Source organism: Sphingomonas sp. CFBP 8760, from assembly GCF_014841615.1.
In the GTDB taxonomy this organism is placed as follows: Bacteria; Pseudomonadota; Alphaproteobacteria; order Sphingomonadales; family Sphingomonadaceae; genus Sphingomonas.
Map to the genome: position 1 here is coordinate 44,464 of NZ_JACYUG010000004.1, position 24,336 is coordinate 68,799.

The following is a 24,336-nucleotide window of genomic DNA, read 5'->3' on the forward strand; positions in this document are numbered from 1 at the left end:
AATTAAGACCTTATAGCAGCGCGTCCAGCCGCTTGCGGCCATTCGCCAGCACGGCGGCATGCCAGTGGCGACGGGCGGCGGCAGCGCGAGGCGCGCGGTCGGCCAGCGCGAGCCAGGCCAGCGCCTCGGCGGCGCGCGTGCCCGGTTCCTTGACGATGCGCGCGAGATCGGTGTCGAACGCGGCGAAATAGACGGGCACGCCCTGCCATGCCGCCAGTCGCGTGCGCGCCTCCGCCGGGGACCAGCCCTCGCTATGGATGCCCAGATCGATCCGGCCGCGCGCGGCGCGGAAGATCAGCCAGTGGAGATGGCCGAGCATCGTGCGCGGGTCGCGGAAACCGGGCGCGGCGAGCGTTTCGGCATAGGTCGCCCAGCCCTCGACGAACGCGGCGGCATAGGTGGCACGCAGCGGATGCGGCGGGCCGGTTTCCTCGATGCCGAGCTGGATCATGTGGCCGGGCAGCAGTTCGTGCGCGACCACGCTCGGCAATGACCAGGCGGGGCGGCGGCGGATATCGGCGAGGTCGACGATATAGGCGCCGGGTCGGCCGGGGGCGGGGGCGGCGCGATAGCCCTGCCGGCCCGCCGCGATCTCCGCCGGGGTCAGGGTGCGGACGGCCACGTCGAGGCAGTAGGGCGGCACGTCGGCGATCGTGCGCGCCACGGCGGCGCGGCGGGCGGCGAGATCGCGGTTCATGTCGGCGACCGCCTGTTGCCGGCCGGCGTCGTCTTCCGGGTAATGGCCGTCGGTTTCGGCGAACAACCTGACATATCGTGCGCCGATCGTGTCACCGGCGATGCCGATCCGGTCGAACAGCGGCGCGGCGCGGGCGTGCAGATCGGCCAGCGCATGGTCGAGCCGGTGGCGGGCGGCGAGCGGGTCCGCATCGCCCAGCGTGCGGCGGAGGCGCAGCGCATAGTCACCCGGCCGGGTCGCCAGCCCGGCATCGATCGCCAGCCCGGCCCGCGCGGTCAGCAGGTCGAGCCGGCGGGCGGGGGACAGCGCGCGCGGATCAAACCCGGCCAGCATCGCGAGGCCCTCCGCCGGGGCGGCCCTCGCGGCGGCGTCGAGGGCAAGGCGGACGGACCCGTCGTCGCTGTCGGTGAAGGCGGGCAGGGCAGTCGCCGCGAAACCGGCGAGCAGGGCACGCCGGTCGATCACCGGACCAGCGCGACGCGGTTATTGCGCCGCGTGACCTCCGGCGCGTCGCCGGGCAGCGCCACCGTTGCCGCCACGATGCGCGGGTCGATCCCGGCGGGCAGCGTCAGCGTGACGCGGGTGGTGCGCGGCAGCAGGTCGACCGGGGCCGCCAGCGGCGCGATGGCGGCGGTGGCGAGGACGCGTCCGTCCGCCATCAGCGCGGCGGTGCCCCCCGTCGTCGCCTGCGCGCCGAGGCTGTGGATCGTCAGCGTCACACGCCGGCCCTTCACCGCCACGTCGTCCACCCCGATCCCCAGATCGGGGCGCCGGTCGACCGGATCGCTGGCGCGGACCAGTTCGAGGTCGATCGCGCTTTCGCCCGGCGCGAAGGTGACGGTGGTGGTGGCACCGCGTTCCAGCGATACCGCCGTCGCACCGCCGGCGGTGGTGATCCGCCATTCGCCCGCCGCGATGTTCCACGTCGACAGTTCGGCCCGCTGCGCGGTCGCGGCGGTGTTGAAGCCGGTGATGCGTATCCGGTTCGGGGTGGCGCGGACCAGCAGCGCCACCCGCTCCGCCGCGCCGGGTTCGGCGAAGCGCCAGCTTACCGCATTGGCGGGCCAGCTCTGGTTGCGGCGCAGCGCGATGCCGCCCAGCCGCTCGCGCTGCAACCATTCGCTCGGCGCCTCGACCCGGTCGGACCACCAATGTCCCTCGGTCTGCATATAGCGGCGCGCGGCCTTGTCGCGCGCGGCGCTGTCGTGAAGCGCGGCGAGTGGGGCGGTGTCGCCGGTCGCGTGCCAGCGGGCATAACGGGCGAAGGGGTCGTCCCCCTTGCCGGCGGCCAGCGCAGCACGCCAGCCGGGGCCGGCGGGGAGCAGGCCGAACACGTCGTCGTTGATCTCGGTCAGCGCGCCCGGCCCGACCTTGGCCACCCGGCCCTCCAGCGGGCGGAGATAGCGCGTATCGCCGGTCCAGTGCCACGCCGCCCATGCGGCCTGCAACGGCAGGGTTGCGCCGCCGCCATCGCCCGCCCGTTCCTTGTCCGACCCCCAGTTGATCTCGTTGGGAAAGGACCAGAGGCCGTCCGGCCCTTGTTTGCCATGCGCCAGCCAGCCGTCGACGGTGCCGGTCACCAGCCCGCGCGCCGCCGGGTTGCCATTGTAGAGGCCCAGCAGCGTCGGGCCGTGCAGCACGGTGAAGGCATAGGGCTTCTGCCACGCCCAGGCATCGTCGCGGTAGATCGTCCGGGCGCCATACCATGACGACGCGAAGTGGAGATGACCGGCGGGATTGGGCAGGATCACCCGGCCAAGCGCGCGGGTATTGGCCATCAGCCGCTCCACCGCGCGCGGCTCGCCCCAGTTGAGGTACAGGCGCGCGGCGTTGCTGTTGAGCCCTTCCTCATAGGCGTGGAGTTCGTCGGTGGTGATCGTGCCGAGCCCGTCGGTGATCATCCCGTTCCGGTAGACCGCGTCGGACACCGCATTCAGCGAGGCGGTGATCCTGTCGGGGATCAGCCCCATCAGCGCCGCGCCGGGCCATTGCTGGACGAGATCGCTGTCGTCGGACAGGCCGCCGCCGAAATCGCCGTACGGCACCTGCCGATGGTCGATCCACCATTCGACGAAACGACGCACCTCGACCAGATCCTGCAACTGGCGATGCGCCCAGCCCGGCACGCCGGCGGGCACCGGCGCCAGCGCGACCGTCGGCAGGTTTTCGGGCCGGTAGTTGATGTCGGCCCAATAGGCGCGGCCCTCGACATGGTCGGGATCGACGCGCAACAGATCGGTCGCGTCGGCGAACAACCGCGCATAGAGGCCGGCGCGCTTCGAGGCGGTATGCTCCTCGACCAGGAAGCCCCAATTGTCCTTTACCTGATTGAAGCGGTCGGCAACATGCTCACGGGTCGCCTCGGCGCGCGGCTTGAAGATCAGGCGGAGGCGGGCGCCGTCGAGGCTGCGTGCCCCGAAATCGGGCGCGGCGCTGGCGATGGTCAGGTACAGGCTGTCATGCGGCAGGATGCGGTCGCGCAGGTCGAGCCACAGCGTGCGCGCCTCGTTCGGACGGACCGAGACGGACAGGTCGATCAGGTCGCGGCCGGGCCAGACCGGGTCCTTCACCCGGATGTTGAGCGGCACCAGCCCGCGCGCATCGGCGGCCAGTGTCATCGCCGGCAGGTCGATCGCGATCCCGTCCAGCCCGTCATGGATGTTCTGCCAGCCATAGTCCCAGGCGCGCGCGACCGGCTGGTCGGCGGCGGCATCGCCGAAGCTGGCGGGGACGAGGATGTGGACGATCGGCTGCGCGCCCGCCATGCGGACGACGTTGCCGCTGCCCCCGGCCGCGCCGGCGCCGACCGCCGCCTTCACCCCCGAGGTCGGCATGGCGAGCACCGTCGTCCGCTCGTCGGGCGCGAACCGGCCGGCGATGAAGGCGTTGAGCGGGGCGAGCGCGGCCAGCGTCGGCGCGGCATCGGCACGGATCGTATAGTCGAGCTTCATCGTGCCGGCCGGCTCTGCGCCGGGTGTGATGTCGTAGGCCCAGAGTTCCTGGATCGGCTGTTCGGCCATGCGGTTGACGAAGCGCAGCGCGCCGCCGGTATGCGTGGGCAGGCGCATCACGCTCCGCACCACGCCCTGCGGCCGTTCGCCCAGCCGTTCGCCGTTCCAGTCGAGCGTCCCGTAGGCGGCGCCGCGAATCTCGATCTGGTTGAACCGTTCGGTCGCGGGCAGTGTCAGGTCGTAGGCGCGACCGCCCTCGACATAGGTGTTCCAGTCGGGCAGCTCGAAATAATCGTGGCGGCCAGGCAGGGCGGAACGGTTGTACACGCCGGGCCAGGTCGTCTCGGCGATGCCGTCGACGCCCTTCCACATCCACGCCTTCAGGTCCTTCGCATCGGCGAACTCGACCTTGCGCACGCGGGTGACGGCGGTGTCGAGCAGCGGCGGCGCGCCGGTGTCCCAGCCATAGCGGTGCAGCCAGGCGGCGCGGCGCGCGGCGGCAATGACGGGGGCAGCGACGACAGGGGTGGGTGCCGACTCCTGCTTCGCGGCAAGGGCCGCGACCGCGGCCCCGTCCAGCAATCGGTCGTAGACGCGGATCTCGTCGAGGTCGGAACCGCGCATGAAATTATAGCGGCTCTGCACCTGATGCGGCGACAGCACGCGCCCGGCCATGCCGAACTGGTCGAGCCCGGCGTCGAGGTCAGCGCGCTGGTCCTTGCGCGCCACCTCCTGCCCATCCACGAACAGGCGCACCCCCGTGGTTTCGTCCCAGCCGAAAGCGATGTGGTGCCATGCGTCCGGCGCGGGTGTCGCGGGCATCCGCCACGACACCCGCACCCGCGACAGATTGGCGTCGGTGACGAAGCCGTCGAAGCCGTGGCCGTTCCAGTCGATCCGCAGGAACGCCATGTCCCAGCTGCTGTGGTCCGCGAAGCCGACGCGGAAGATGTTGAACGGCGCGATGCCGACGGCCGTGCGGGGTCGCCAGAAGAACGCCAGCGTCCCGCGCTGCGCCTGGATGTTGCCCGGCGCGCGCCACGCGACATAGCCATCGTCCGCCCAGCGCGCCGCGCCGCCGATCGCGCCGTCCGGCGCCACGGTCACGCCGCTGCGGAAATTGGGTACCGCATCGCCACCGGCGACCTCGGCGGTCAGGTCGCGGTCGGCGGAGGCGCGGAACAGCAGCCCGTCCGGTGCCGCGTCATGGGCGTGCGCCGGAATAGCCAGCGCCGCCAGTGATGCGGCGATCGCCAGCCTAGCGCGCATCGATCCGCGCCAGCCGTGGCGACAGCAGGTGGACGAGCAGCAGCGCCACGAAATAGGCGCTGCCGGCGATCCCGAACAACACCGAATAGTTATTGCCGGTGGCATCGAGGATGTAGCCGGTGAACAGCGCCATCCCCATGCCGCCGACCGCGCCGATCATGCCGCCGATCCCGATCACCGAACCGACCGCGCCGCGCGGGAACATGTCGGAAGGCAGCGCATAGAGGTTGGCGGAAAAGGCCTGATGCGCCGCGGTCGCCAGCCCGATCACCGCCACCGCGCCCCAGACGCTGGCGATGTTCTGCGCGAAGAAGACCGGCAGCACGCAGAAGGCGCAGATCAGCATCGTGATCTTGCGCGCGAAATTGGGCGTCTTTCCCTGCGCGATCAGCTTCGACGACAGCCAGCCGCCGGCGATGCTGCCGAAATCGGAGATCAGGTAGATCGCCGCCAGCGGCAGCCCGAACGTCTTCAGGTCCATGTCGTACCGCTCGAACAGGTAACCCGGCAGCCAGAACAGGAAGAACCACCAGATCGGATCGATGCAGAACTTGCCGAGCGCGAATGCCCAGGTCTCACGATAGGTGGCGACGCGTGCCCATGGCAGCGGCTCGACCGGATCGGCCGGATCCTGCCGGATATAGGCGAGCTCCGCCGCCGAGACATGCGGGTGCCGGTCGGGATGGCGGTACAGCGCCAGCCACGCGATCAGCCACACCACGCCGAACACGCCGGTCACGTAGAAGGCGACCCGCCAGTCGAAGGTCAGGACGAGGAAGGGGACGAGCAGCGGCGTGACGATCGCGCCGATATTGGCGCCGGCATTGAACAACCCGATCGCATAGGCCCGCTCGCGTTGCGGGAACCACTCGGTCACCGCCTTGATCCCGGCGGGGAAATTGCCGGATTCGCCGACGCCCAGCCCGAACCGCGCCATCGCGAAGGTGGTGATGCTGGTGGCAAGGCCATGCGCCATGTGGCTGACCGTCCAGATCAGGATCGCGATCACATATCCGGCGCGCGCGCCCAGCACGTCGACGATCCGCCCGAACCCGACATAGCCGATCGCATAGGCGAGCTGGAACCAGAAGATGATGGTGGCGAAGTCGCTTTCCGACCAGCCGAACTCGGCCTTCAGCGTCGGCTTCAGCACGCCGATCATCTGCCGGTCGACGTAATTGATCGCGGTCGCCGCGAACAGCAGCGCGCAGATGACCCAGCGATAGCGGCCGACGCGGGCGACCGCGCCGTCAGGTCCCTGATCCGTGGCGATGGTGCCCATCATATCCTCTTCCTGATCGGCCTCTTTGATGGGCCGTTAGTGGGTGGTCAGCGGGCCTGCATGGTGCAGGCGACGGTCCAGCGGCCGTCGAACCCGGCGACCACCGTATCGCCGGGTGATACCGGGTGGACGCCGGTGACCGCGCCACTCGATATCCACTGCCCCGCCTCCATCGCGATACCACGCCGGGCGAGATGTTCGAGCAGGAAACGCGCCGCGCCGAACGGGCCGTCGAGCATCGTCGCGGTCGTCGCGCGGCCGATCTCCTCGCCGTTGATCGTCAGCGTCACCGGCCAGGCGTCGACGTCCGCCGTCCGCCACCCGTCCGCCGCCGGCCCGATGACGAGGCCGTTGTTGTTGCCGAAATCCGATACCGTCGCGGTCGGCCCATGGCTGTTGATGCCGGGGAAGGGCGAACTCGCGACCTCGATCCCGACATGCACCGCGTCGATCAGCGCGGTCGCCTCTTCGATCGTGTAATCCGTCTTGGCGGGATCGGGCGTGGTGCCGATCCGCAGCAGGAACTCCGCCTCCGCCGCGGCGAAGCCGTCGCCGAACACCGGCATCGCCGGGGGCGTGTCGCCCGCCGTCACGATCGAATCGGCGAAGATCGGGCCGGCCAGCCGGTCGATGCCGTCGACCGGCGGGGCGATCTTGCCGACCTTCCATCCGGCGATGCGGCCATCGGCCAGGCGGATCGCGGCGTCCTGCACCCGGTAGGCATCGGCCAGGGTGGCCGGGATCGCGCCGGGGAAATCGGGCAATGCCGATCCGTCGTACCGTGCCGTCACGAAGGCGCGGGCGATGGCGCCCGCCCCGTCGGAACCCGTTCCGTCGTCGATTGCCGTCACGCATCCCTCCGTTATCGTTGCCCCAGGATTATGGGAAACCGGTGTCATAGGCAAGCGCTGGTGATGCACGGATTTCGCGCGCCATGCTGCCTGGAACGGTGGCGGCGGCGGCAGCGCGCGGCTATGCCGGTGGACGATGCGCAAGACCGGCCAACCCACGATCAACGATGTCGCCCGCGTCGCCGCGGTATCGAAGAAGACGGTCAGCCGCGTCATCAACCGGTCGCCGCTGCTGGGTGACGATACCCGCGCCCGGGTGCAGGCGGTGATCGACGAACTGGGCTACATCCCCAATCCGCAGGCGCGCGCACTGGCGCTGCGCCGCAACTTCCTGATCGGCCTGGTCCACGACAATCCCAATGCGCAGACGGTAATGAACGTGCAGCAGGGGATGCTGGAGGCGCTGCACGATACCGAGTTCGAGATGGTGGTGCGCCCGGTCGATCGCGGATCGGCGACGATGCTGGCCGACCTGCGTCATTTCCTCGAACGGCAGCGCCCGTATGGCGTGCTGCTGATGCCGCCGATCAGCGAGAACGATCTGGTCGCGCGCGCCTGTCGGGAGATCGGGTGCCGATACGTCCGCATGGGATCGGCGATGCTGGACGAGGCCGAACACATGGTCGCGTCCAACGACCGGGAGGCGGTGCGCGGTGCGGTCGACCACCTGATCGCGCAGGGGCATCGCCGGATCGGGCTGATCGGCGGGCCGCACGGCTTCCGGTCCGCCCGCGAACGCCGTTCGGGGTTCGAAGACGCACTGGCCGGTGCCGGCATCACGCTGCCGCGCAGTTTCATCGCCGATGGCAACTACACGTTCGAGTCGGGGGTGACCGCGGCGGAACGGTTGCTCGACCTGATGCCGCGCCCGACCGCGATCTTTTCCAGCAACGACGAAATGGCGGCGGGTGTCATCCATGCCGCGCGGATGCGCGGGCTGGACGTGCCGCGCGACCTGTCGATCGTCGGGTTCGACGACACCCCGATCGCCGCGCATGTCTGGCCCCCGCTGACGACGGTGCGCTGGCCGATCGCATCGATGGCCCGCTCCGCCACGCTGAAGCTGATCGCCGACAGCCATCCGGAGGTGGAGGAGCCGTCGCTGTTCCTGTCGACCCTGATCCGTCGCGCCTCGGTGATGGCGCCCCATGGCTGACGCCGATTGACCTGATGTGCTGACACCGGTTACCAAATCTCCATCGCAGCCAAAGGCGCGAACGGGGAGGAGGATGACATGACGGTGCATCATTCATGGCCATGGGCCGGACGGCCCGCCGACCCGTCGCCCGTGACGAGCCGCCGTACCCTGCTCGCCGGCGGACTTGCGCTGGCGATCGCGGGGCCGGTGCGCGGTCAGGATGGTGCGGCGCGCGCGACCTGCGGGGCGGGGGTCTTCATCGGCGAGCGGACGGGCGGCGTCGCCACGTTCCGCGGCATCCGCTACGGTCGCGCCGCGCGCTTCATGGCGCCGCGTCCCGAACCGGTCGCGCGCGATGCAGTGGGTGCGGTGGCATTCGGTCCGTCCTGTCCGCAGGTGGGCGATGCGGGCGGCGAGGGGCTGGCCTTTGCCGAGGATTGCCTGACGCTCAACGTCTGGACGCCCGATCCCGATGCGCGCGCCGCGCGGCCGGTGATGGTCTATATCCATGGCGGCGCCTATTCATCGGGCAGCGCAAACCTCGAACGGCAGGACGGGCAGGCGCTGGCGGCGGCGGGCGATGTCGTGGTCGTCACCATCAACCACCGGCTCAATGCGTTCGGCTATCTCTATCTCGCCCGGCTCGATCCGCGCTTCGCCGACAGCGGCAATGCCGGCCAGCTCGACCTGATGCTGGCGCTGCAATGGGTGCGCGACAACATTGCCGGATTCGGTGGCGACCCGGCCCGCGTCATGGTGTTCGGCCAGTCGGGTGGTGGCGCGAAGATCGCCACGCTGATGGCGACGCCCGCCGCCGCCGGTCTGTTCCACCGCGCCGCAACGATGAGCGGGCAGCAGGTGACCGCGTCCGGCCCGCTCAACGCCACCGCGCGGACGCGGGCCTATCTCGGCGCGCTGGGAGTCGATCCGCGCGACCTGTCGCCACTGGCGACGATGTCGACCGCACGGCTGGTCGGGGGGCTGGCGGCGGTCGATCCGGTGCTGGGCGGCGGCGTGTATTTCGGGCCGGTGCTCGACATGCGCGTGCTGCCGCGCCACCCGTTCTGGCCCGATGCCGCGCCGCAGTCGCTGGGCATACCGTTGATGCTGGGTAACACCGCGGGCGAGACGCGGGGCTTCATCGCGCCGGGATCGTCGAGGATGACGGGGCTGAACTGGGACAATCTCGCCGAGCGGCTCGCACCGGAATTGCGGATCGATATCCTGCCCGAATGGGTGGTGCGCGAGTACCGGCTGCGCTTCCCGGCATGGTCGCCGGTGGAGGTGTTCTACGATGCCACCACCTGCGGGCGAAGCTGGCGCGGACAGGTGATCGAGGCGGAGGCGCGGGCACGCAGCGGGGCACCGGCCTGGGTCTATCAGGTCGATTTCACCGCACGGACGGAGCCGGCGCGCGGGGCGTTTCATTCGATCGACATCGCGCTGGTGTTCGGCACACTGGCCGCGAAGGGCGCGTTGACCGGCACCGGGGCGGAGGCCCGCGCGGCGAGTGCGGCGATGCAGCAGGCGTTCGTCGCCTTCGCGCGAACCGGCGATCCGGGCGTGACGGCCTGGCCGCGCTACGATCCGGCGCGGCGCGCGACGATGATCTTCGATGCCCGTTCCCGGGTCGAGGACGATCCCCGCCGCTGGCAGCGCGAGCTGTTCGCCCGCGTGCCCTACATCCAGCCGGGTAGCTGACGAACCCACGGCTTGACAGGACGTTGCGACGGTTTCATCAATGGTGACACCGGTTACCTTGGGACAAGCAAGGGTCGGGAGATCGCCGGACAACGGCGACGGCAGGAGGGGGTGGCGGCACGCGCACAGCTGTGCCGAGGGCTCTTCCCACCTTTCACGCGGGCATCGGCCCGGACCGGCATCTGCCGATCCGGCGATGCCGCCACCGAAGACGAGGCACCCGCAAGCGACGGGGTCCGACAAGGGAGTTGAGGGATGCGGATCGACGGGACGAAGCTGGGCAGCGCCTCCGTGGCGGCACTGACGCTGGCGATGATGATGCCGGCGACGGCATGGGGACAGGCCGCGCGGATTCCCGCCACCGACACGCCGGGCACGCCCGCGCAGGTCGATCCTGCGCCGGTCCAGTCGGCGATCGTGCCGAATACCGACACCACCGCCCCCGATCCGGCCGCCACCGTCGCGCAGGACGCGGCCGTCGATGCGGCGGAGGGCGCCGACATCATCGTCACCGGTTTCCGCAAATCGCTCGACGCGGCGCTCAGCGTGAAGCGCGAGTCGGTATCGGCGGTTGATGCGATCGTCGCCGAGGATATCGCCAAGTTCCCCGACCAGAATCTGGCGGAATCGTTGCAGCGCATCCCCGGCATCTCGATCCAGCGCGACGCGGGCGAGGGACGGGCGATCACCGTGCGCGGGCTTGGCGCGCAGTTCACCCGCGTGCGCGTCAACGGGCTGGAGACGGTCGCGACCTCGACCGACGGCGCCAGCGCCAACCGCGACCGGGCGTTCGATTTCAACGTCTTCGCGTCCGAACTCTTCAATTCGATCGTCGTCCACAAGACCGCCGAAGCGTCGCTCGACGAGGGGTCGCTGGGTGCGGTGGTCGATCTCAACACTGGCAATCCGCTGGGCGGCAAGCGCGGCTTCACGCTCGTCGGCTCGGCGGTGGCGACCTATAACGACCTGTCGGACAAGGTCCGGCCCCGGCTGGCCGGACTGCTGTCGTGGAAATCGCCCGACGGCACGTTCGGGGCGGCGGTGTCGGCGGCCTATCAGAAGACCGCGAACCTCGAACTGGGCAACAACACGGTGCGCTGGGCGCAGGCGCGGTTCGATTCGGTGAACGGCACGCCCTGTTTCACCACCACCGCCACCGGCACGGTCCGCGCCAGCAACGCGGGCGGCTTTTACCGCCCGAACGCGGCGTGCGACCAGGCCGCGCTCGCCTTCCACCCGCGCATCCCGCGCTACGGCTATATCCTGCACGACCGCGAGCGGCTGGGCCTGACCGGCAGCGTGCAATGGCAGCCGAGCGAATCGAGCAAATTCTCGGTCGATGCGCTCTATTCCCGCTTCAAGGAGACGCGCGAGGAGAAATATGGCGAGGTGCTGCTGCGCTCCAACGAACGGTCGATCGACGTCGTCAATCCGGTCTACGACAGCAACAACAACCTGATCGCCGCGACGCTGAACGATGCCTGGGTGCGGACCGAACATTATCTGCGCCGGTCGAAGACCGAATTCTATCAGGTCGGCGGCAGCTGGGATCAGGACGTGACCGACAAGCTGCGCTTCACGCTGCTGGGCGGCATCTCGCAGTCCGACGCGACGATCCCGGTCGAGACGACGTTCGTCTTCGACGACCGCGATGCGCAGGGGTACAGCTATGACTATCGCGACTCGCGCAGTCCGCTGCTGACGTTCGGCACCAGCGTGACCGATCCGGCCAACTTCCAGCTGGCCGAAATCCGCGATCGTCCGTCGAGCACGGTCAACAAGTTCCGCACAGTGCAACTGCGCACCGAATACGACCTGGCGGAGGGGTACAAGCTGAAGCTGGGCGGGCTGTACCGCAAATTCTCGTTCGCGTCGGAAGCGTTCACCCGCGATGCGGTGGTATGTCCGGCGGCGGGGCGCGACGTGGTGCTGGGGGCCATCACCTGTTCGGCACCGTCGCTGTTCGGCCCGACCGCGATCTACGGCTTTCCGGCGACCGGGCTGGGCGAGACGTTCAACATCGGCGGCGCCGGTCAGCCAGCCGGCAACACCAACGAGTTCTACGTCCCCAACATCGCCGCTTCCGCGGCCTATACCGGTCTTTATGGCCGACCGCTGGTCGTCGATGCCGGGCAGGTCCGCAGCGTGAGCGAGGAGGTGAGCGGCGGTTACGGCGAGATCGACGTGAAGGGCACGGTGTTCGGGCTGGATTATGCCGCCAATGGCGGGATGCGCTACGTCCACACGCATCAGGTGTCGACCGGGCTGAACAACGGCGTGGCGGTGACGATCGCGCGCAATTATGCGGACTGGCTGCCCGCGCTCAACGTCGCGCTGTTCCCGACCGACAAGATCATCCTGCGCGGCGCGATCGCCAAGGTGCTAACCCGCCCGACCCTCGGCAACCTGACGCCGGGCGGTTCGGTCGACGGGTTCAACTACCGGGTCACCTTCGGCAATCCGCAGCTCGATCCGTTCCGCGCCACCGCGTTCGATCTGGCCGCCGAATGGTATTTCGCGCCGCAGTCGATCTTCTCGGTCGCGGTGTTCAAGAAGAACGTCGAGAGTTTCCCGGTATCGCAGGCGACCACCGGCACCTTCGATTCGACCGGTCTGCCGCGATCGGTGATCCCGCCGTCGAGCCCTGCGGCGCTGCCGCAGAATGCCGACGTACTGTACACGATCACCTCACCGGTGAACGGGCAGGGTGCCTCGCTGAAGGGCGTCGAGATCGCGTTGCAGACGACGTTCCGGTTCCTGCCGGGTTTCCTGAAGAACTTCGGCGCGATCGCCAACGCGACGCTGATCGATTCCAGTGCGACGTACACGGTGCAGGGGCCGACGGTGAACCCGTGCGTACCCGCGGCCAATCCGGCCGCCGCCTGCGGATTCGGGCCGAACGTCACGACGACGCGGACGGGTACGCTGTTCGGCCTGTCGAAGCGGCAGTATAACGGCACGCTCTATTATGAGGATCGCAAGTTTTCCGCGCGTGGGTCGATCAGCTATCGCGGGCCGTATGTCGATCAGAACAGCGCCACCGGCAACATCTTCGAAGGGTACAACTCGACGATCAACGTCGATGCCTCGATCCGTTACCGCGTGACCGAGAACCTCGAAGTGTCGCTGGAAGGAACCAACCTGACCGACGAGTATCGCGATCGCTACACCGATCTCGATACCAACCGGAACTACGAGTACAACCACTTCGGCCGCACCTTCTTCGCCGGGGCGCGGGTGAAGCTGTAAGGGCATCGTGACCGTGCGGCCCGGCCGATGGGCCGGGCCGCACCTCGTCAGTACCGCACGCTGACCGTCCCCAGCACGGTGCGCGGCGCGCCGTAGAAGCTCTGGTCATAGGTCAGCCCGGTCAGATAGCGAGTACCGGTCACGTTGCGGACATTGGCGCTCACCGCCACCCGATCGGTCAGGCGATAGCTGGCGAGCAGGTCGAGCAGCGTGTAATCGCCCTGCGTGATCCGGGCGCGGACGCCGGTCGCGGTGGTCGCATCGTAATAGATGCGGCTCTGATATTGCAGCGAGGCCCCCAGTTTCAGCCGGTCGAGCGCGGGTGGCGCATAGCTGACGTTGAGGCGGCCGGTGTTGCGCGGCACGAAGGTGCGGACGGGATCGCCGTCATTGCCGTCGACGCGCATCAGCGTGTAGCCGCCCGTCACCTGCAAACCATCGGCGATCCGCCCGCCGACATCGAGTTCGATCCCCTGCGCGCGGGCATCGACCCCGATATAGGTGTTGCGGGATATGGTGGTGCCATCGGCTTGCGTGAACGGCAGGAACGCGTCGAACTGCGCGGTATTGTCCTGCCGCGTCTGGAGCAGCGCCGCGGTCGCGTTCAGCCGGCCGCCGAACCATTCGCCCTTCAGCCCAATTTCCAGATTGTTGCCCTTGATCGGATCCAGCACGCGGTTGGCGGCATCGATCTCGACCTGCGGATTGAAGATGGTGGCGAAGCTGGCATAGGCGCTGATCGTCGGTGACAGGTCGAGCGTCGAGCCGACGAACGGCAGGAAGCGCGTATTGTCGAAGTTCACCGCCGTCCCATAGGACGTACCCCGGCTGGTCGCATGGGTGACGTTGCCGCCGACCATCAGCTTCCATGGATCGGCCAGATTGAAGCGGACGAGGCCATAGCCGGTTTCGCGCCGGGTATGCCGGTCGAGGCTGAGGTCGTAGCTGGCCGGAAAGTCGGGGCGGACGGCATTGCCGGCCAGGATCGCATCCAGCATGACCGGCTGGTTGGTGGCGCCATAGCTGGAATATTGGCGATATTGCTGCGCGCTGCGGTTGATGCCGAGCATCACGTCGTGGTCGCGCCCGAACAGCGACACCTGTCCGGTCAGATAAGCCTCCAGCGTCAGGTTGCGCGTGGGTGCGCGAAACGCGCCGGGATAGGTCAGCAGGCCCACGCCGGTCGTCCGGTCGGGATTGCCGGAGACGTAGAACAATTCGTTGTCCTCGTCGGTCGCGCGGCGGATCGCGCTAACCCGGGCGACCCAGCCATTGCCGAATTTGTGCGTCAGGTCGCCGAAGATCTGCCGGTCGATCACCCCCCAGCTCGACCAGTCGGGCGCGGTGCTGCTCGATCGGTCCAGCTCGGTGCGGGTGCCGTCGGTGTAGAGCAGCGGCACCGCGCCCCACAGCGCGCCGTTGCTCTTGTGATCCTGATGGCCGTAACCGCCGCTGACGACGGTATCGGGACCCAGATCGGCCTCGACGATGCCATAGCCGGTCCAGCGGCGCAGATGGTTGCGGTCGAGATAGCTGTCGGTATCGAAATACACGCCCACCGCCCGCGCCCGGATGCTGCCATCGGCGGTCAGGGGGATGCTGACGTCACCTTCCAGCCGGAGATTGTCGTAGGAGCCATATTGCGCGCTGGCCCGTGCGGTCAGGGTGCGGGTCGGACGTTTGCGGATGAAGTTGATGACCGCCGCGGGATTGCCGGTCGACGACAACAGGCCGGGGGCGCCGCGCACCACCTCGATATGATCGTAGATCGCGGTGTCGATTGACCCGGTCTGGATGCCGAACGCGAAGGGGACGCCGATGCCGTCGATCTGGAACGTCTGGATGTCGAAACCGCGGGCGGAATAATAGACGCGGTCGGTGTCGGAGAACTGGACGTTGATCCCCGGCACCGTCGTCAGCAGCGCGTTGATGTCGTTGAGCTGGAAGTCCTCGATCTGCGCCCGGGTGACGATGCTGACCGATTGCGGCGTATCGCGCAGGCTAAGCGGCAAACGGGTCGCCGTGGTCTGGCCGTTGATCGTGTAATCGTCGCTGCCCGCGGTCTGCGCACCGGTGACGACGATCTCGTCGGCGGTCTGCGGGTCGGCCGATCGTTGCGGTTCGGCGGCACGGGGCGGCATGGGGGCCGGGGCCGGCGTGGTGGAAACGGCGGCGGCACTCGCCAGCAACGCCATGATCGCGGTCATCATTCTGAACTCCCTGAACGGAGGCGCTCCTACCGGTCAGGTTGTCGTTATTGCAAGTCATTATCGAAAAAGATCGGCGCCGGATCATGGCCTTGCCGCGATGCGGGTGCCGATCGGTCGCGGAACGGCATCCGGGGCGACGATGCCGCCGCCCCGAACACACGGTATCAATCGTTGGTGCCGAGCGCTTCCTTGGCGGCATCGAGCGCGGCCTTGCCGCCGCGCTTCGCCTTGGTGGCGACGCCTTCCGCGGCCTGTTCGACCTTGTGGCCGGCCTTGCGGCCGAGACCGATCGACTTGGCCATCGCGCGGCGCGCCTCGCTATAGGATTCGGCGACCATCGGATAATCGGGCTTCAGATTGTAGCGCGCCCGATATTCTTCCGGCGTCAGGCCGTTGCTGGTCAGATGGCGACGCAGCGTCCGATAGGGCTTGCCGTCGATCAGGCTGATGATGTGATCCCGGCCGGCCAGCGACTTCCGGACGGTTACCGCGGGAACATATTCCTGCGTATCCTGCTCGGGGGCTTCGGCGGCCGGCGATCCGCCAAGCTTTTCGACGGCGGCATACATCGACTGCAGGAATGCGGGCACGTCGTCGGCCGACGTGCGGGTGTTGGGATTGCTCAGCCAGGCGATCGTGAGGTCGGTGGCAAGTTCTACGCTGTTGATCTCGGTGGTCATGGATAGTCCGATAGTCAGAAAAAGAAGGTATGGCGCACCGAATATGTTTCGGTTGCCGCGTAAGTGGTAATATCTCCGCCACTGTCAATGATTGGCGACGAACATCGTGCCGCGATATCGTCCCTATCAGCACAAAAAACGAATGATCGCGAATGCTACAGGCGATCGTCGCCCTGCGGCTCGCACCATTCGGTCGGCGTGGCACCGAGCAGCGTCGACGAATTCTGGACCATCGCGCCGCCGGCATACCAGATCCGTTCCGCGCTCAGGAACGCGACGACGGGTTCGTCGCCCTCGACGGTGCGGACCAGCACCGGACGGTTGATCGGCACGCTCGCCTCGTCGATCTTCGTCCAGCCCATCGTCCTGTCCCCATTGTTGTCCGCATCAACGGCGCAGCGGCGCGGTGGTTGCTCCGATGCCCCGCCCGTGCATCAGGGTTCGACCGGTTCCGGCGGCGCCGGGGTCGATCCCAGCGGTTCCACCCGGCGGAGCAGCAGGCCGCCGGCCAGCGCCAGGGCGCCCAGCACCAGGCAGAAACCGACGACCCCCGGCCAGCCGGCGCGCGTCCACGCCATCCCGCCCACCGATCCCAGCACGCTCGATCCCAGATAATAGAAGAACAGATACCAGGCGGCGGCCTGCCCGCGCGCCGCGCCGCCCCGGCGGCCGACCCAGGCACTGGCGATCGAATGGCTGCCGAAGAAACCGATCGTCACCACCGCGATGCCCAGCACCACCAGCCACAACGGCCGCGCGGCGGTGAGCGCGATGCCCGCCATCAGGATCGTCGCGGGTATCCAGAAGACGCGCCGCCGCCCGACCCGCCCGGCCAGCGCCCCGAACCAGCCCGAACTGATCGACCCCAACGCATAGAGCAGGAACACCGCCCCCACCGCGCCCTGGCCCAGCGAATAGGGCGGGGCGAGCAGATGGAACCCGGCATAATTGTAGATGGTGACGAACGCCCCCATCAGCACGAACGCCTCGGCATAGAGCAGCCGCAGCCCGGCATCCCGGAACAGCATCGGCGCCCCGCGCGGCAGGGCGAGCCAGCCGCCCGCGCTGGCGACGAAGCGGCGCGACGGCGGCGCCAGTCGCCGGAACGTCTCCGCCATCGCCAGCCCCGCCAGTCCGACGACCGCCATCGCCCAGCGCCAGTCCGCGACCGCGGCGACCAGGCTGGCGATCAGCCGCCCGCCCATGCCGCCGAGCGCGCTGCCCGCGATGTAGAGCCCCATCGCCGACCCCACCGAGGCGGCATCCACCTCCTCCGCGACATAGGCCATCGCCACCGCGGGCACGCCCGCCAGCGCCAGCCCGGCCAGCAGCCGCAGCGCGAGCAGCATGTACCAGCCCGGCGCGACGGCGGCGGCCAGCGTCAGGATGCCCGCCGCCATCATCGCCGCGACCATCAGCGGCCGTCGCCCCACCCGGTCGGACAGCGCGCCCGCCACCAAGATGCCCAGCGCCAGCGGACCGGTGGCGAGCGGCACCGCCAGCGACGCGGCCTCCGCGCTGAGCGCATAATGCGCCGCCAGCAGGGGGAGCAGCGGCTGTACTGCATAGAGCGTGGAAAAGGTCGCGAAGCCGGCGAACAGCATCGCCAGCGTCAACCGTCGATAGGCGACGGACCCCGCCGCCAGCGCGGTGGCGGCGGTCGCATCACCGGCAGACCCGGAAGACATCGTCATGGTCGTCGCCCTAGCCCCGCCGGGCCGATCCACCAAGCGGGCCCGATGCCGGTCACGCGGGCGACCGGGTACACGCAACCCCGTCGCCCGCCGCTCGTTCGGGCGGCGAGGGAGACGTACGATCGGCCACGCCAGCAACATCGTCCACTGCGACGGACCGGACAGTCCCCACGCATTCGACATCATCCCGCTGCAACCGCGCAACGGCAGCCTCGATGCGAAATGCCCGGTCTGTCGCGGCCATGGCCAGTGGAACACCGAGATCGATCTGGTCAGTTTCCGCTGCAAGCGCGCGATCTGCGACCAGTGCCACGGCGCCGGCTGGATCGAGACGGGCAGCGATCCCGTCGCCCGCGCCGATATCGTGATGACGCCGGACGGCTATCCGCAATGGGTGATCGCCTTCGATTCCTGAGACGCCGCGCTCGATTTCCCGCGACGATGCGGTAGGGTGGTACGACAGGATCGCTAACCCATCGAAGGAACAGTCATGGATCGTCGCAACTTTCTCGCCGGTGCCGCGGCGGTGTCGGCTGCCGGAACGTTGCCGATGCGCGCTGCCGCCGCCGCCCCGGCGGATCGCAACGCGGCGCTGCGCGCGATGCTCGACCGGTTCTTCTACGCGCGGCTCGATTCATCGCCCGAGCAGGCGACGCGGCTCGGCCTGGACAGCGGAGAGCGCGCCGGGCTGAAGGCGAAGCTGGACGACGTGTCGGCGGCGGGGCAGGCGGAGGACGTGGCGCGGGCGAAGGCGGAACTGGCCGAACTGCGCGCGTTCGGCACGGCGGGCCTGTCACCCGCCGCCGCGCTCGACCATGAGATCGTGACCTATCAGCTGACCCGCGCGGTCGCGGGGGCGCAGCGGTTCACCTATGGCGACAGCCTCGGCCGGTTCGCGCCCTATGTGCTCAGCCAGCTGACCGGGCCGTATCGCGACGTGCCGGATTTCCTGGAATCGCAGGCGCGGGTGCGCGACGCGGGCGAGGCCGACGCCTATCTGGCGCGGCTCGCCGCCTTTCCCAAGGCGATAGACGACAGCACCGACCGGCAGCGCCGCGATGCCGCACGCGGCGTGTTCGCCCCCGACTACATCCTCGATACCACGCTGAAACAGCTGGGCAGTGCGATGGAGCGCCCCGCCGACCAGACGGTGATGGTCGCCAGCTTCGCCGCCAAGCTGAAGGCGGCGAACCTGCCCGCCGATCGGGTGGCCCGCGCCACGGCGATCGTCGCACAAGAGGTGTTCCCGGCGCTGGAGCGCCAGCGCGCCTTCGTGCAGGAACTGCGGGGCAAGGCGGTGCATGACGCCGGCTGCTGGCGCCTGCCCGATGGCGACGCCTATTACGCGGCGGCGGCGGAGGCCGCGACGACGGTGGCGATGGGCGGGGACGAGATCCACCGTCTGGGGTTAGCGCAGGTGGCGGAGATTTCGGCGCGGATCGATACCATCCTGAAGGCGCAGGGCATGAGCCAGGGCAGCGTCGGCCAGCGGCTGGTCGCGCTCAACCAGCGACCCGACCAGCTCTATCCCAACACCGATCCGGGGCGCGAGGCGCTGCTGGCGCAGCTCAACCGCCAGATCGTCGCGATGCAGGCGCGGCTGCCCGAGGCGTTCGACACGTTGCCCAAGGCCCCGGTCGAGGTGCGGCGGGTGCCGCCGACGATCCAGGCGGGCGCGCCGGGCGGCTATTACCAGAACGCCTCGCTCGACGGGTCGCGGCCGGCGATCTACTACATCAACCTGCGCGATACGTTCGACCGGCCGAAGTTCGGCCTCGCCACGCTGACCCATCACGAGGCGGTGCCTGGCCATCACCTGCAGGTCAGCCTGGCGCTGGAAAGCACCGAGATTCCGCTGATCCGCCGTCGGGGTTTCTTCAGCGGCTATTCGGAGGGCTGGGCGCTCTATGCCGAGCAACTGGCGGACGAGATGGAAATGTATCAGGGCGATCCGCTGGGACAGGTCGGCTATCTGCAATCGCTGCTGTTCCGCGCGACGCGGCTGGTGGTCGACAGCGGGATGCACGCCAAACGGTGGAGCCGCGAGCAGGCGACCGATTACCTGATCGCCACCACCGGCATCGCGCGCGGGCGCAGCCAGGGCGAGATCGACCGCTACACCGTCTGGCCGGGGCAGGCGTGCAGCTACAAGATCGGCCATACCGTCTGGACCCGGCTGCGCGCCGAGGCGGAGAAGCGGCCGGGCTTCACCCTGAAGCAGTTCCATGGCGTGCTGCTGAAGGGGGCGATGCCGCTCGCCATTCTGGAACGGGTGATCCAGCGCGGCGGATGAACCCCGCGCCTGCGCGATTGCGGGAGCGATATCATTGATCTAGGCTGCGATCATATCATCGGGAGGAATGCGTCATGCCTATCACGGTCAACGGATCGTCGGTGCCGCTGCCCGATGATCCGCGCGTGTCGCTGCTGGATATGCTGCGCGACCGGATGGGCCTGACGGGCACCAAGAAGGGCTGCAATCAGGGTGCCTGCGGGGCGTGTACCGTGCTGGTCGATGGCCGGCGGATCGTGTCCTGCCTCGCGCTGGCGGTGCAGTATGACGGGGCCGCGGTGACGACGATCGAGGGACTGGCCGGGGCGGGCGCGCTGCACCCGTTGCAGGCCGCGTTCGTCGAGCATGACGGGTTCCAGTGCGGTTACTGCACCCCCGGGCAGATCTGTTCGGCGATCGGCATGGCGGCGGAGGTGCGGCGGGGGATGCCCAGCCATGTCACCGCCGACCTGTCCGCCGCGACGATCGCGCTCGACCGCGACGAACTGCGCGAGCGGATGAGCGGCAATCTGTGCCGCTGCGGCGCGCATAACGGCATCGTCGACGCGATCATGGACGTGTACGCCGGGGCACCGGTGCCGGCCCGCGATGCGGCGCTGGTCGGGGAGGACGCGGCATGACCCCGTTCGACTTCCACCGCGCCGGCGATGTCGCGACGGCGCTGCGCTTTTCCGAAGCGCCGAACGGCCGATATCTGGGTGGCGGCACTAATCTGATCGACCTGATGCGCGAGACGGTGGAACGGCCCGACCGGCTGATCGACGTGACCGGACTGTCGAGCGCGATCGAGGAAACGGAGGAGGGCGGCCTGCTGATCGGCGCGGCCGCGACCAACGCCGCGCTGGCCGAACATCGCGCGGTGCGCACCCGTTATCCGGTGCTGGCGCGGGCGATCCTGGCGGGGGCGTCGGCGCAGATCCGCAACATGGCGACGACGGGCGGCAACCTGCTCCAGCGGACGCGCTGTACCTATTTCTACGATACGCAAGGATCGGCCTGCAACAAGCGCACGCCGGGCACAGGGTGCGACGCGATCGGCGGGTTCAACCGCATCCACGCGATCCTCGGCGCGTCGCCCGACTGCGTCGCGACGCATCCGTCCGACATGGCGGTAGCGCTGGTCGCCCTCGACGCGGTGGTGCATCTGGCCACCGCCACGGGAACGCGCACCGTGATGCTGGCGGACCTGCACCGGTTGCCGGGGGACCGCCCCGATCTCGACACGGTGCTGGCGCCCGGCGACCTTGTCACCGCGATCGAACTGCCGGCGATGCCAATTGCCGCGCGCTCGACCTATCGCAAGGTGCGCGACCGGGCGAGCTACGCCTTTGCGCTGGTGTCGGTGGCGGCGGCGCTGGAGGTGCGCGACGGCCGCGTCGTCGATGTGCGGTTGGCGCTGGGCGGAGTGGCGCACAAGCCGTGGCGGGCGCTGACGGCGGAGGCGGTGCTGCGCGGCGGCCCCGCGACCATCGACGCGTTCCGGGCGGCGGCGACGGCCGAACTCGCCGAGGCGCGGGCGCTGCGCGACAACGGCTTCAAGATCGAACTGGCGACGCGGACGATCGCGGCCGTGCTGGCCGAACTGGCACCCGACACAGCGGAGATGGACGCATGAGCATCCTCGACGACGCGAAACAGGCGGTGCAGGGCGCCGTGCAGGGCGTGATGCAGAAGGCGATCCAGCTCGCCCCCGACAGCTTCATGCCCGGCGGTCGCCCCGATCCGCTGATCCGCGCGCAGCATGGCCATATCGGCAAGCCGATCTCCCGCCTCGACGGCCCGGTCAAGGTGCGGGGCGAGGCGACCTATGCGGCGGAGTTTCCACTGGACGGGATGCTGTATGCCGCGCTGGTGTTCAGCACGATCGCCAAGGGGCGGATCGCGACGCTGGATACGGCGGCGGCGGAGGCGTCGCCCGGCGTCGCGTTGGTGATGACGTATCGCAATGCCCCGCGCATGGCGCCGATGCCGCTGTTCATGACATCCGAAAAGGCGTGCGGCGGCAACGACCTGCCGATCATGCAGGACGACCGCGTCTACTGGAATGGCGAGCCGGTCGCGCTGGTGCTGGCGGACACCCAGGAACAGGCGGATCACGCCGCCTCGCTGATCCGCATCGCCTATGACGTCGATCCGTCGGTGACCGCGATGGCGGCGGCCAAGGCCAAGGGCACCGAACCCGGCACCTTCATGGGCCAGCCGCTGAAATTCGCGAGCGGCGATGCGGGCAAGGCGCTGGCGGCGGCGGCGCACCAGGTCGATCGCACCTACACGACGCCGCGTCACAGCCACAACGCGATCGAGCTTCACGCGGTGACGGTGACGTGGACGGGCGACACGCTGCGCGTCCACGATGCGTCGCAGATGGTGGCGCACATGGCGTGGTCGCTGGGGCATGTGTTCGGGATCGACGAGGACAAGGTGCACGTCACCTCGCCGTTCGTCGGCGGCGGGTTCGGCGGCAAGGGATTGTGGCAGCATCAGGTGCTGGCCGCCGCCGCGTCGAAACTGGCGGGCCGGCCGGTGCGGCTGATGCTGACGCGCGAGGGCGTGTACCGGATCGTCGGCGGGCGCACCGTGACCGAACAGCGGGTGGCGATCGGCGCGGCGGCGGACGGCCGGTTCGAGGCGCTGATCCATACCGGCACGGTGGCGATGAGCCATCACAACGTGCTGCCCGAACCCTTTATCCTGCCGACCCGCAGCGCCTATGCCGCGGGCACGATGGCGCTGGATGTCGAGGTCGCGTATCTCGACATGGTCGCCAACACCTTCATGCGCGCGCCGGGCGAGGCGGTCGGCACCTTCGCGCTGGAAAGCGCGATCGACGAACTGGCGGTCGACATGGGCATCGATCCGATCGAGCTGCGCCTGCGCAACGAGCCGGACAAGGACCCGACCACCGGCGCGCCCTTTTCCTCGCGCGAGGTGGAGAAGGCGTATCGCGATGGCGCGGCGCGGTTCGGCTGGGCCGCGCGGGGGGCGCCCGGCAGCCGACGCGAGGGCGAATGGCTGATCGGCACCGGCGTCGCCACCGCGACCTATCCCTATTACCGGATGCCCGGCGGCGCGGCGCGGATCACGCTGGCGCGGGACGATGACTCCACGATCGGGGCCACGATCGACATCGCCGCGCACGACATGGGCATGGGCACCGCCACCGCGCAGACCCAGGTCGCCGCCGACCGGCTGGGCCTCGCGATGGAGCAGGTGACGTTCCGTTACGGCGACAGCACGCTGCCCGGCACGGTGATGGCGGGCGGATCGCAGCAGACCGCGGCGATCGGCGCCTCGGTGATGGCGGCGTACCGCGCGCTGGTGACCGAGTTGCTGAAGCTGGCGGGCAACGATTCCCCGCTGGCGGGTCTCGATGCGGACGCGGTCGTCGGGGTGGATGGTGGCCTTGCCCGGATCGACGATCCGGCCGCGCGCGAAAGCTACGCCTCGATCCTGTCGCGCGCGCAGCGGGACGAGGTGGTGGTGGAGGCGACGCCGCCCGCGCCGCTGGAGACGATGCACTGGTCGATGCATTCGCACGGTGCGATGTTCTGCGAGGTGCGGGTGAACGCGGTGACGGGCGAGGTGCGGGTCAGCCGTTTCCTCGGCTCGTTCGATTGCGGCCGCATCCTCAACCCCAAGACCGCGGCCAGCCAGTTCCGCGGCGGCATCATCATGGGCCTCGGCCTCGCGCTGATGGAGGAGACGCAGTTCGACGAGCGCAGCGGCCGGATCATGAACCCCAGCCTCGCCGAATATCATGTGCCGGTGCATATGGACGTGCCCGACATCGAGGTGATGTGGACCGACATCCCCGATCCGCACACGCCGATGGGCGCGCGCGGCGTGGGCGAGATCGGCATCACCGGCGTCGGCGCGGCGGTCGCCAACGCGGTGTTCAACGCGACCGGCAAGCGCATCCGCGACCTGCCCATCACGCTCGACAAGCTGCTGGCATAGCGCGGGATGACATGAGGTTGATCCGGATGTTCGTCATGGCGAGCGCAGCGAAGCAATGACGGATTAACCTGATATCTCCGACTCTAGCGCGGGGTCGCATGACGCGGCTTCCGCTCTGTCGCCTCCGGCGCGATGCTGCTATCCAGCGGCGATGTTGAGAAGTCGGATGAGGCGGCAGACGGCCGTGGCGGAGCAGGCGGTCACGCGGCTGGATGAAATACAGGCGTCGATCGTGGCGCTTGGCGACGAGGATCTGCTCGACTTCGCCGATATATTCCGGGGCGCGACGCCGACGCCGCTATGGGATCTGGCGGCGGCCGAGATGCGCAAGCGCGATCTCCGCCTGTAACGCTCAAGGTCGTAC

General features: G+C 69.0%; 17 protein-coding genes. 9 read left to right on the forward strand and 8 right to left on the reverse strand.

All coding sequences use genetic code 11. The features are described from left to right. Positions 1-10: 10 nt before the first annotated feature. The 4 genes from IFT82_RS06630 to IFT82_RS06645 are packed head-to-tail and all read right to left on the reverse strand — an operon-like array spanning position 11 to position 7,041. On the reverse strand, positions 11-1,162 hold the full coding sequence (locus IFT82_RS06630; RefSeq protein WP_192125562.1) for a DUF885 family protein: 1,152 nt from the start codon (positions 1,160-1,162) through the stop codon (positions 11-13). Beyond that, the gene (locus IFT82_RS06635; RefSeq protein ID WP_192125563.1) at positions 1,159-4,917 is read right to left on the reverse strand and encodes a LamG-like jellyroll fold domain-containing protein; all 3,759 of its coding nucleotides are present in this window, start codon (positions 4,915-4,917) and stop codon (positions 1,159-1,161) included. The genes IFT82_RS06630 and IFT82_RS06635 overlap by 4 nt, the downstream gene beginning before the upstream one ends. Beyond that, the gene (locus IFT82_RS06640) at positions 4,907-6,202 is read right to left on the reverse strand and encodes an MFS transporter (protein ID WP_244646558.1); all 1,296 of its coding nucleotides are present in this window, start codon (positions 6,200-6,202) and stop codon (positions 4,907-4,909) included. The genes IFT82_RS06635 and IFT82_RS06640 overlap by 11 nt, the downstream gene beginning before the upstream one ends. A 44-nt stretch (positions 6,203-6,246) precedes the next feature. Then, entirely contained in the window at positions 6,247-7,041 is a 795-nt protein-coding gene (locus IFT82_RS06645; protein WP_446740949.1) for a 2-keto-4-pentenoate hydratase, read from the reverse strand. Between the two features lie 145 nt (positions 7,042-7,186). On the opposite strand from IFT82_RS06645, the gene IFT82_RS06650 reads away from it, so the two are divergent. The 3 genes from IFT82_RS06650 to IFT82_RS06660 all read left to right on the forward strand — a co-directional run bounded on the left by IFT82_RS06650 (position 7,187) and on the right by IFT82_RS06660 (position 13,138). Continuing rightward, on the forward strand, positions 7,187-8,206 hold the full coding sequence (locus IFT82_RS06650) for a LacI family DNA-binding transcriptional regulator (RefSeq protein ID WP_192125565.1): 1,020 nt from the start codon (positions 7,187-7,189) through the stop codon (positions 8,204-8,206). Positions 8,207-8,284: 78 nt separating this feature from the next. Continuing rightward, on the forward strand, positions 8,285-9,889 hold the full coding sequence (locus IFT82_RS06655; protein ID WP_192125566.1) for a carboxylesterase/lipase family protein: 1,605 nt from the start codon (positions 8,285-8,287) through the stop codon (positions 9,887-9,889). A gap of 255 nt (positions 9,890-10,144) precedes the next feature. Then, positions 10,145-13,138, forward strand: a complete 2,994-nt coding sequence (locus tag IFT82_RS06660; protein ID WP_244646559.1) for a TonB-dependent receptor — start codon at positions 10,145-10,147, stop codon at positions 13,136-13,138. 47 nt (positions 13,139-13,185) lie between these two features. Here the strand turns inward: IFT82_RS06660 and IFT82_RS06665 are convergent, their stop codons facing one another. The 4 genes from IFT82_RS06665 to IFT82_RS06680 form a co-directional block, all read right to left on the reverse strand. Then, positions 13,186-15,348: a TonB-dependent siderophore receptor gene (locus IFT82_RS06665; RefSeq protein ID WP_192125567.1), complete on the reverse strand. Its 2,163-nt coding sequence runs from the start codon at positions 15,346-15,348 to the stop codon at positions 13,186-13,188. A gap of 164 nt (positions 15,349-15,512) precedes the next feature. Further along, positions 15,513-16,028, reverse strand: coding sequence for a MucR family transcriptional regulator (locus IFT82_RS06670; protein ID WP_192125568.1), 516 nt, complete (start codon positions 16,026-16,028; stop codon positions 15,513-15,515). Between the two features lie 155 nt (positions 16,029-16,183). Beyond that, positions 16,184-16,390, reverse strand: a complete 207-nt coding sequence (locus IFT82_RS06675) for a hypothetical protein (protein ID WP_192125569.1) — start codon at positions 16,388-16,390, stop codon at positions 16,184-16,186. A 72-nt stretch (positions 16,391-16,462) separates the two neighbouring features. Further along, entirely contained in the window at positions 16,463-17,722 is a 1,260-nt protein-coding gene (locus IFT82_RS06680; protein WP_244646560.1) for an MFS transporter, read from the reverse strand. Here IFT82_RS06680 and IFT82_RS06685 point away from each other — a divergent pair. From IFT82_RS06685 to IFT82_RS06710, 6 genes are all read left to right on the forward strand, one after another. Then, complete coding sequence (locus tag IFT82_RS06685; protein ID WP_244646561.1) at positions 17,721-18,137, forward strand: hypothetical protein; 417 nt, start codon at positions 17,721-17,723, stop codon at positions 18,135-18,137. The genes IFT82_RS06680 and IFT82_RS06685 overlap by 2 nt on opposite strands. Positions 18,138-18,212: 75 nt before the next feature. Then, on the forward strand, positions 18,213-20,015 hold the full coding sequence (locus IFT82_RS06690) for a DUF885 domain-containing protein (RefSeq protein ID WP_192125570.1): 1,803 nt from the start codon (positions 18,213-18,215) through the stop codon (positions 20,013-20,015). Between the two features lie 74 nt (positions 20,016-20,089). Next, positions 20,090-20,635 (forward strand): 2Fe-2S iron-sulfur cluster-binding protein, encoded by a 546-nt coding sequence (locus IFT82_RS06695; RefSeq protein WP_192125571.1) that lies wholly within the window; start codon positions 20,090-20,092, stop codon positions 20,633-20,635. Next, positions 20,632-21,630, forward strand: coding sequence for an FAD binding domain-containing protein (locus IFT82_RS06700; RefSeq protein WP_192125572.1), 999 nt, complete (start codon positions 20,632-20,634; stop codon positions 21,628-21,630). The genes IFT82_RS06695 and IFT82_RS06700 overlap by 4 nt, the downstream gene beginning before the upstream one ends. Continuing rightward, positions 21,627-23,972: a xanthine dehydrogenase family protein molybdopterin-binding subunit gene (locus IFT82_RS06705; RefSeq protein ID WP_192125573.1), complete on the forward strand. Its 2,346-nt coding sequence runs from the start codon at positions 21,627-21,629 to the stop codon at positions 23,970-23,972. Before IFT82_RS06700 ends, IFT82_RS06705 begins: the two co-directional genes overlap by 4 nt. A gap of 166 nt (positions 23,973-24,138) precedes the next feature. Then, positions 24,139-24,321, forward strand: coding sequence for a hypothetical protein (locus IFT82_RS06710; RefSeq protein WP_192125574.1), 183 nt, complete (start codon positions 24,139-24,141; stop codon positions 24,319-24,321). Positions 24,322-24,336 lie beyond the last annotated feature (15 nt).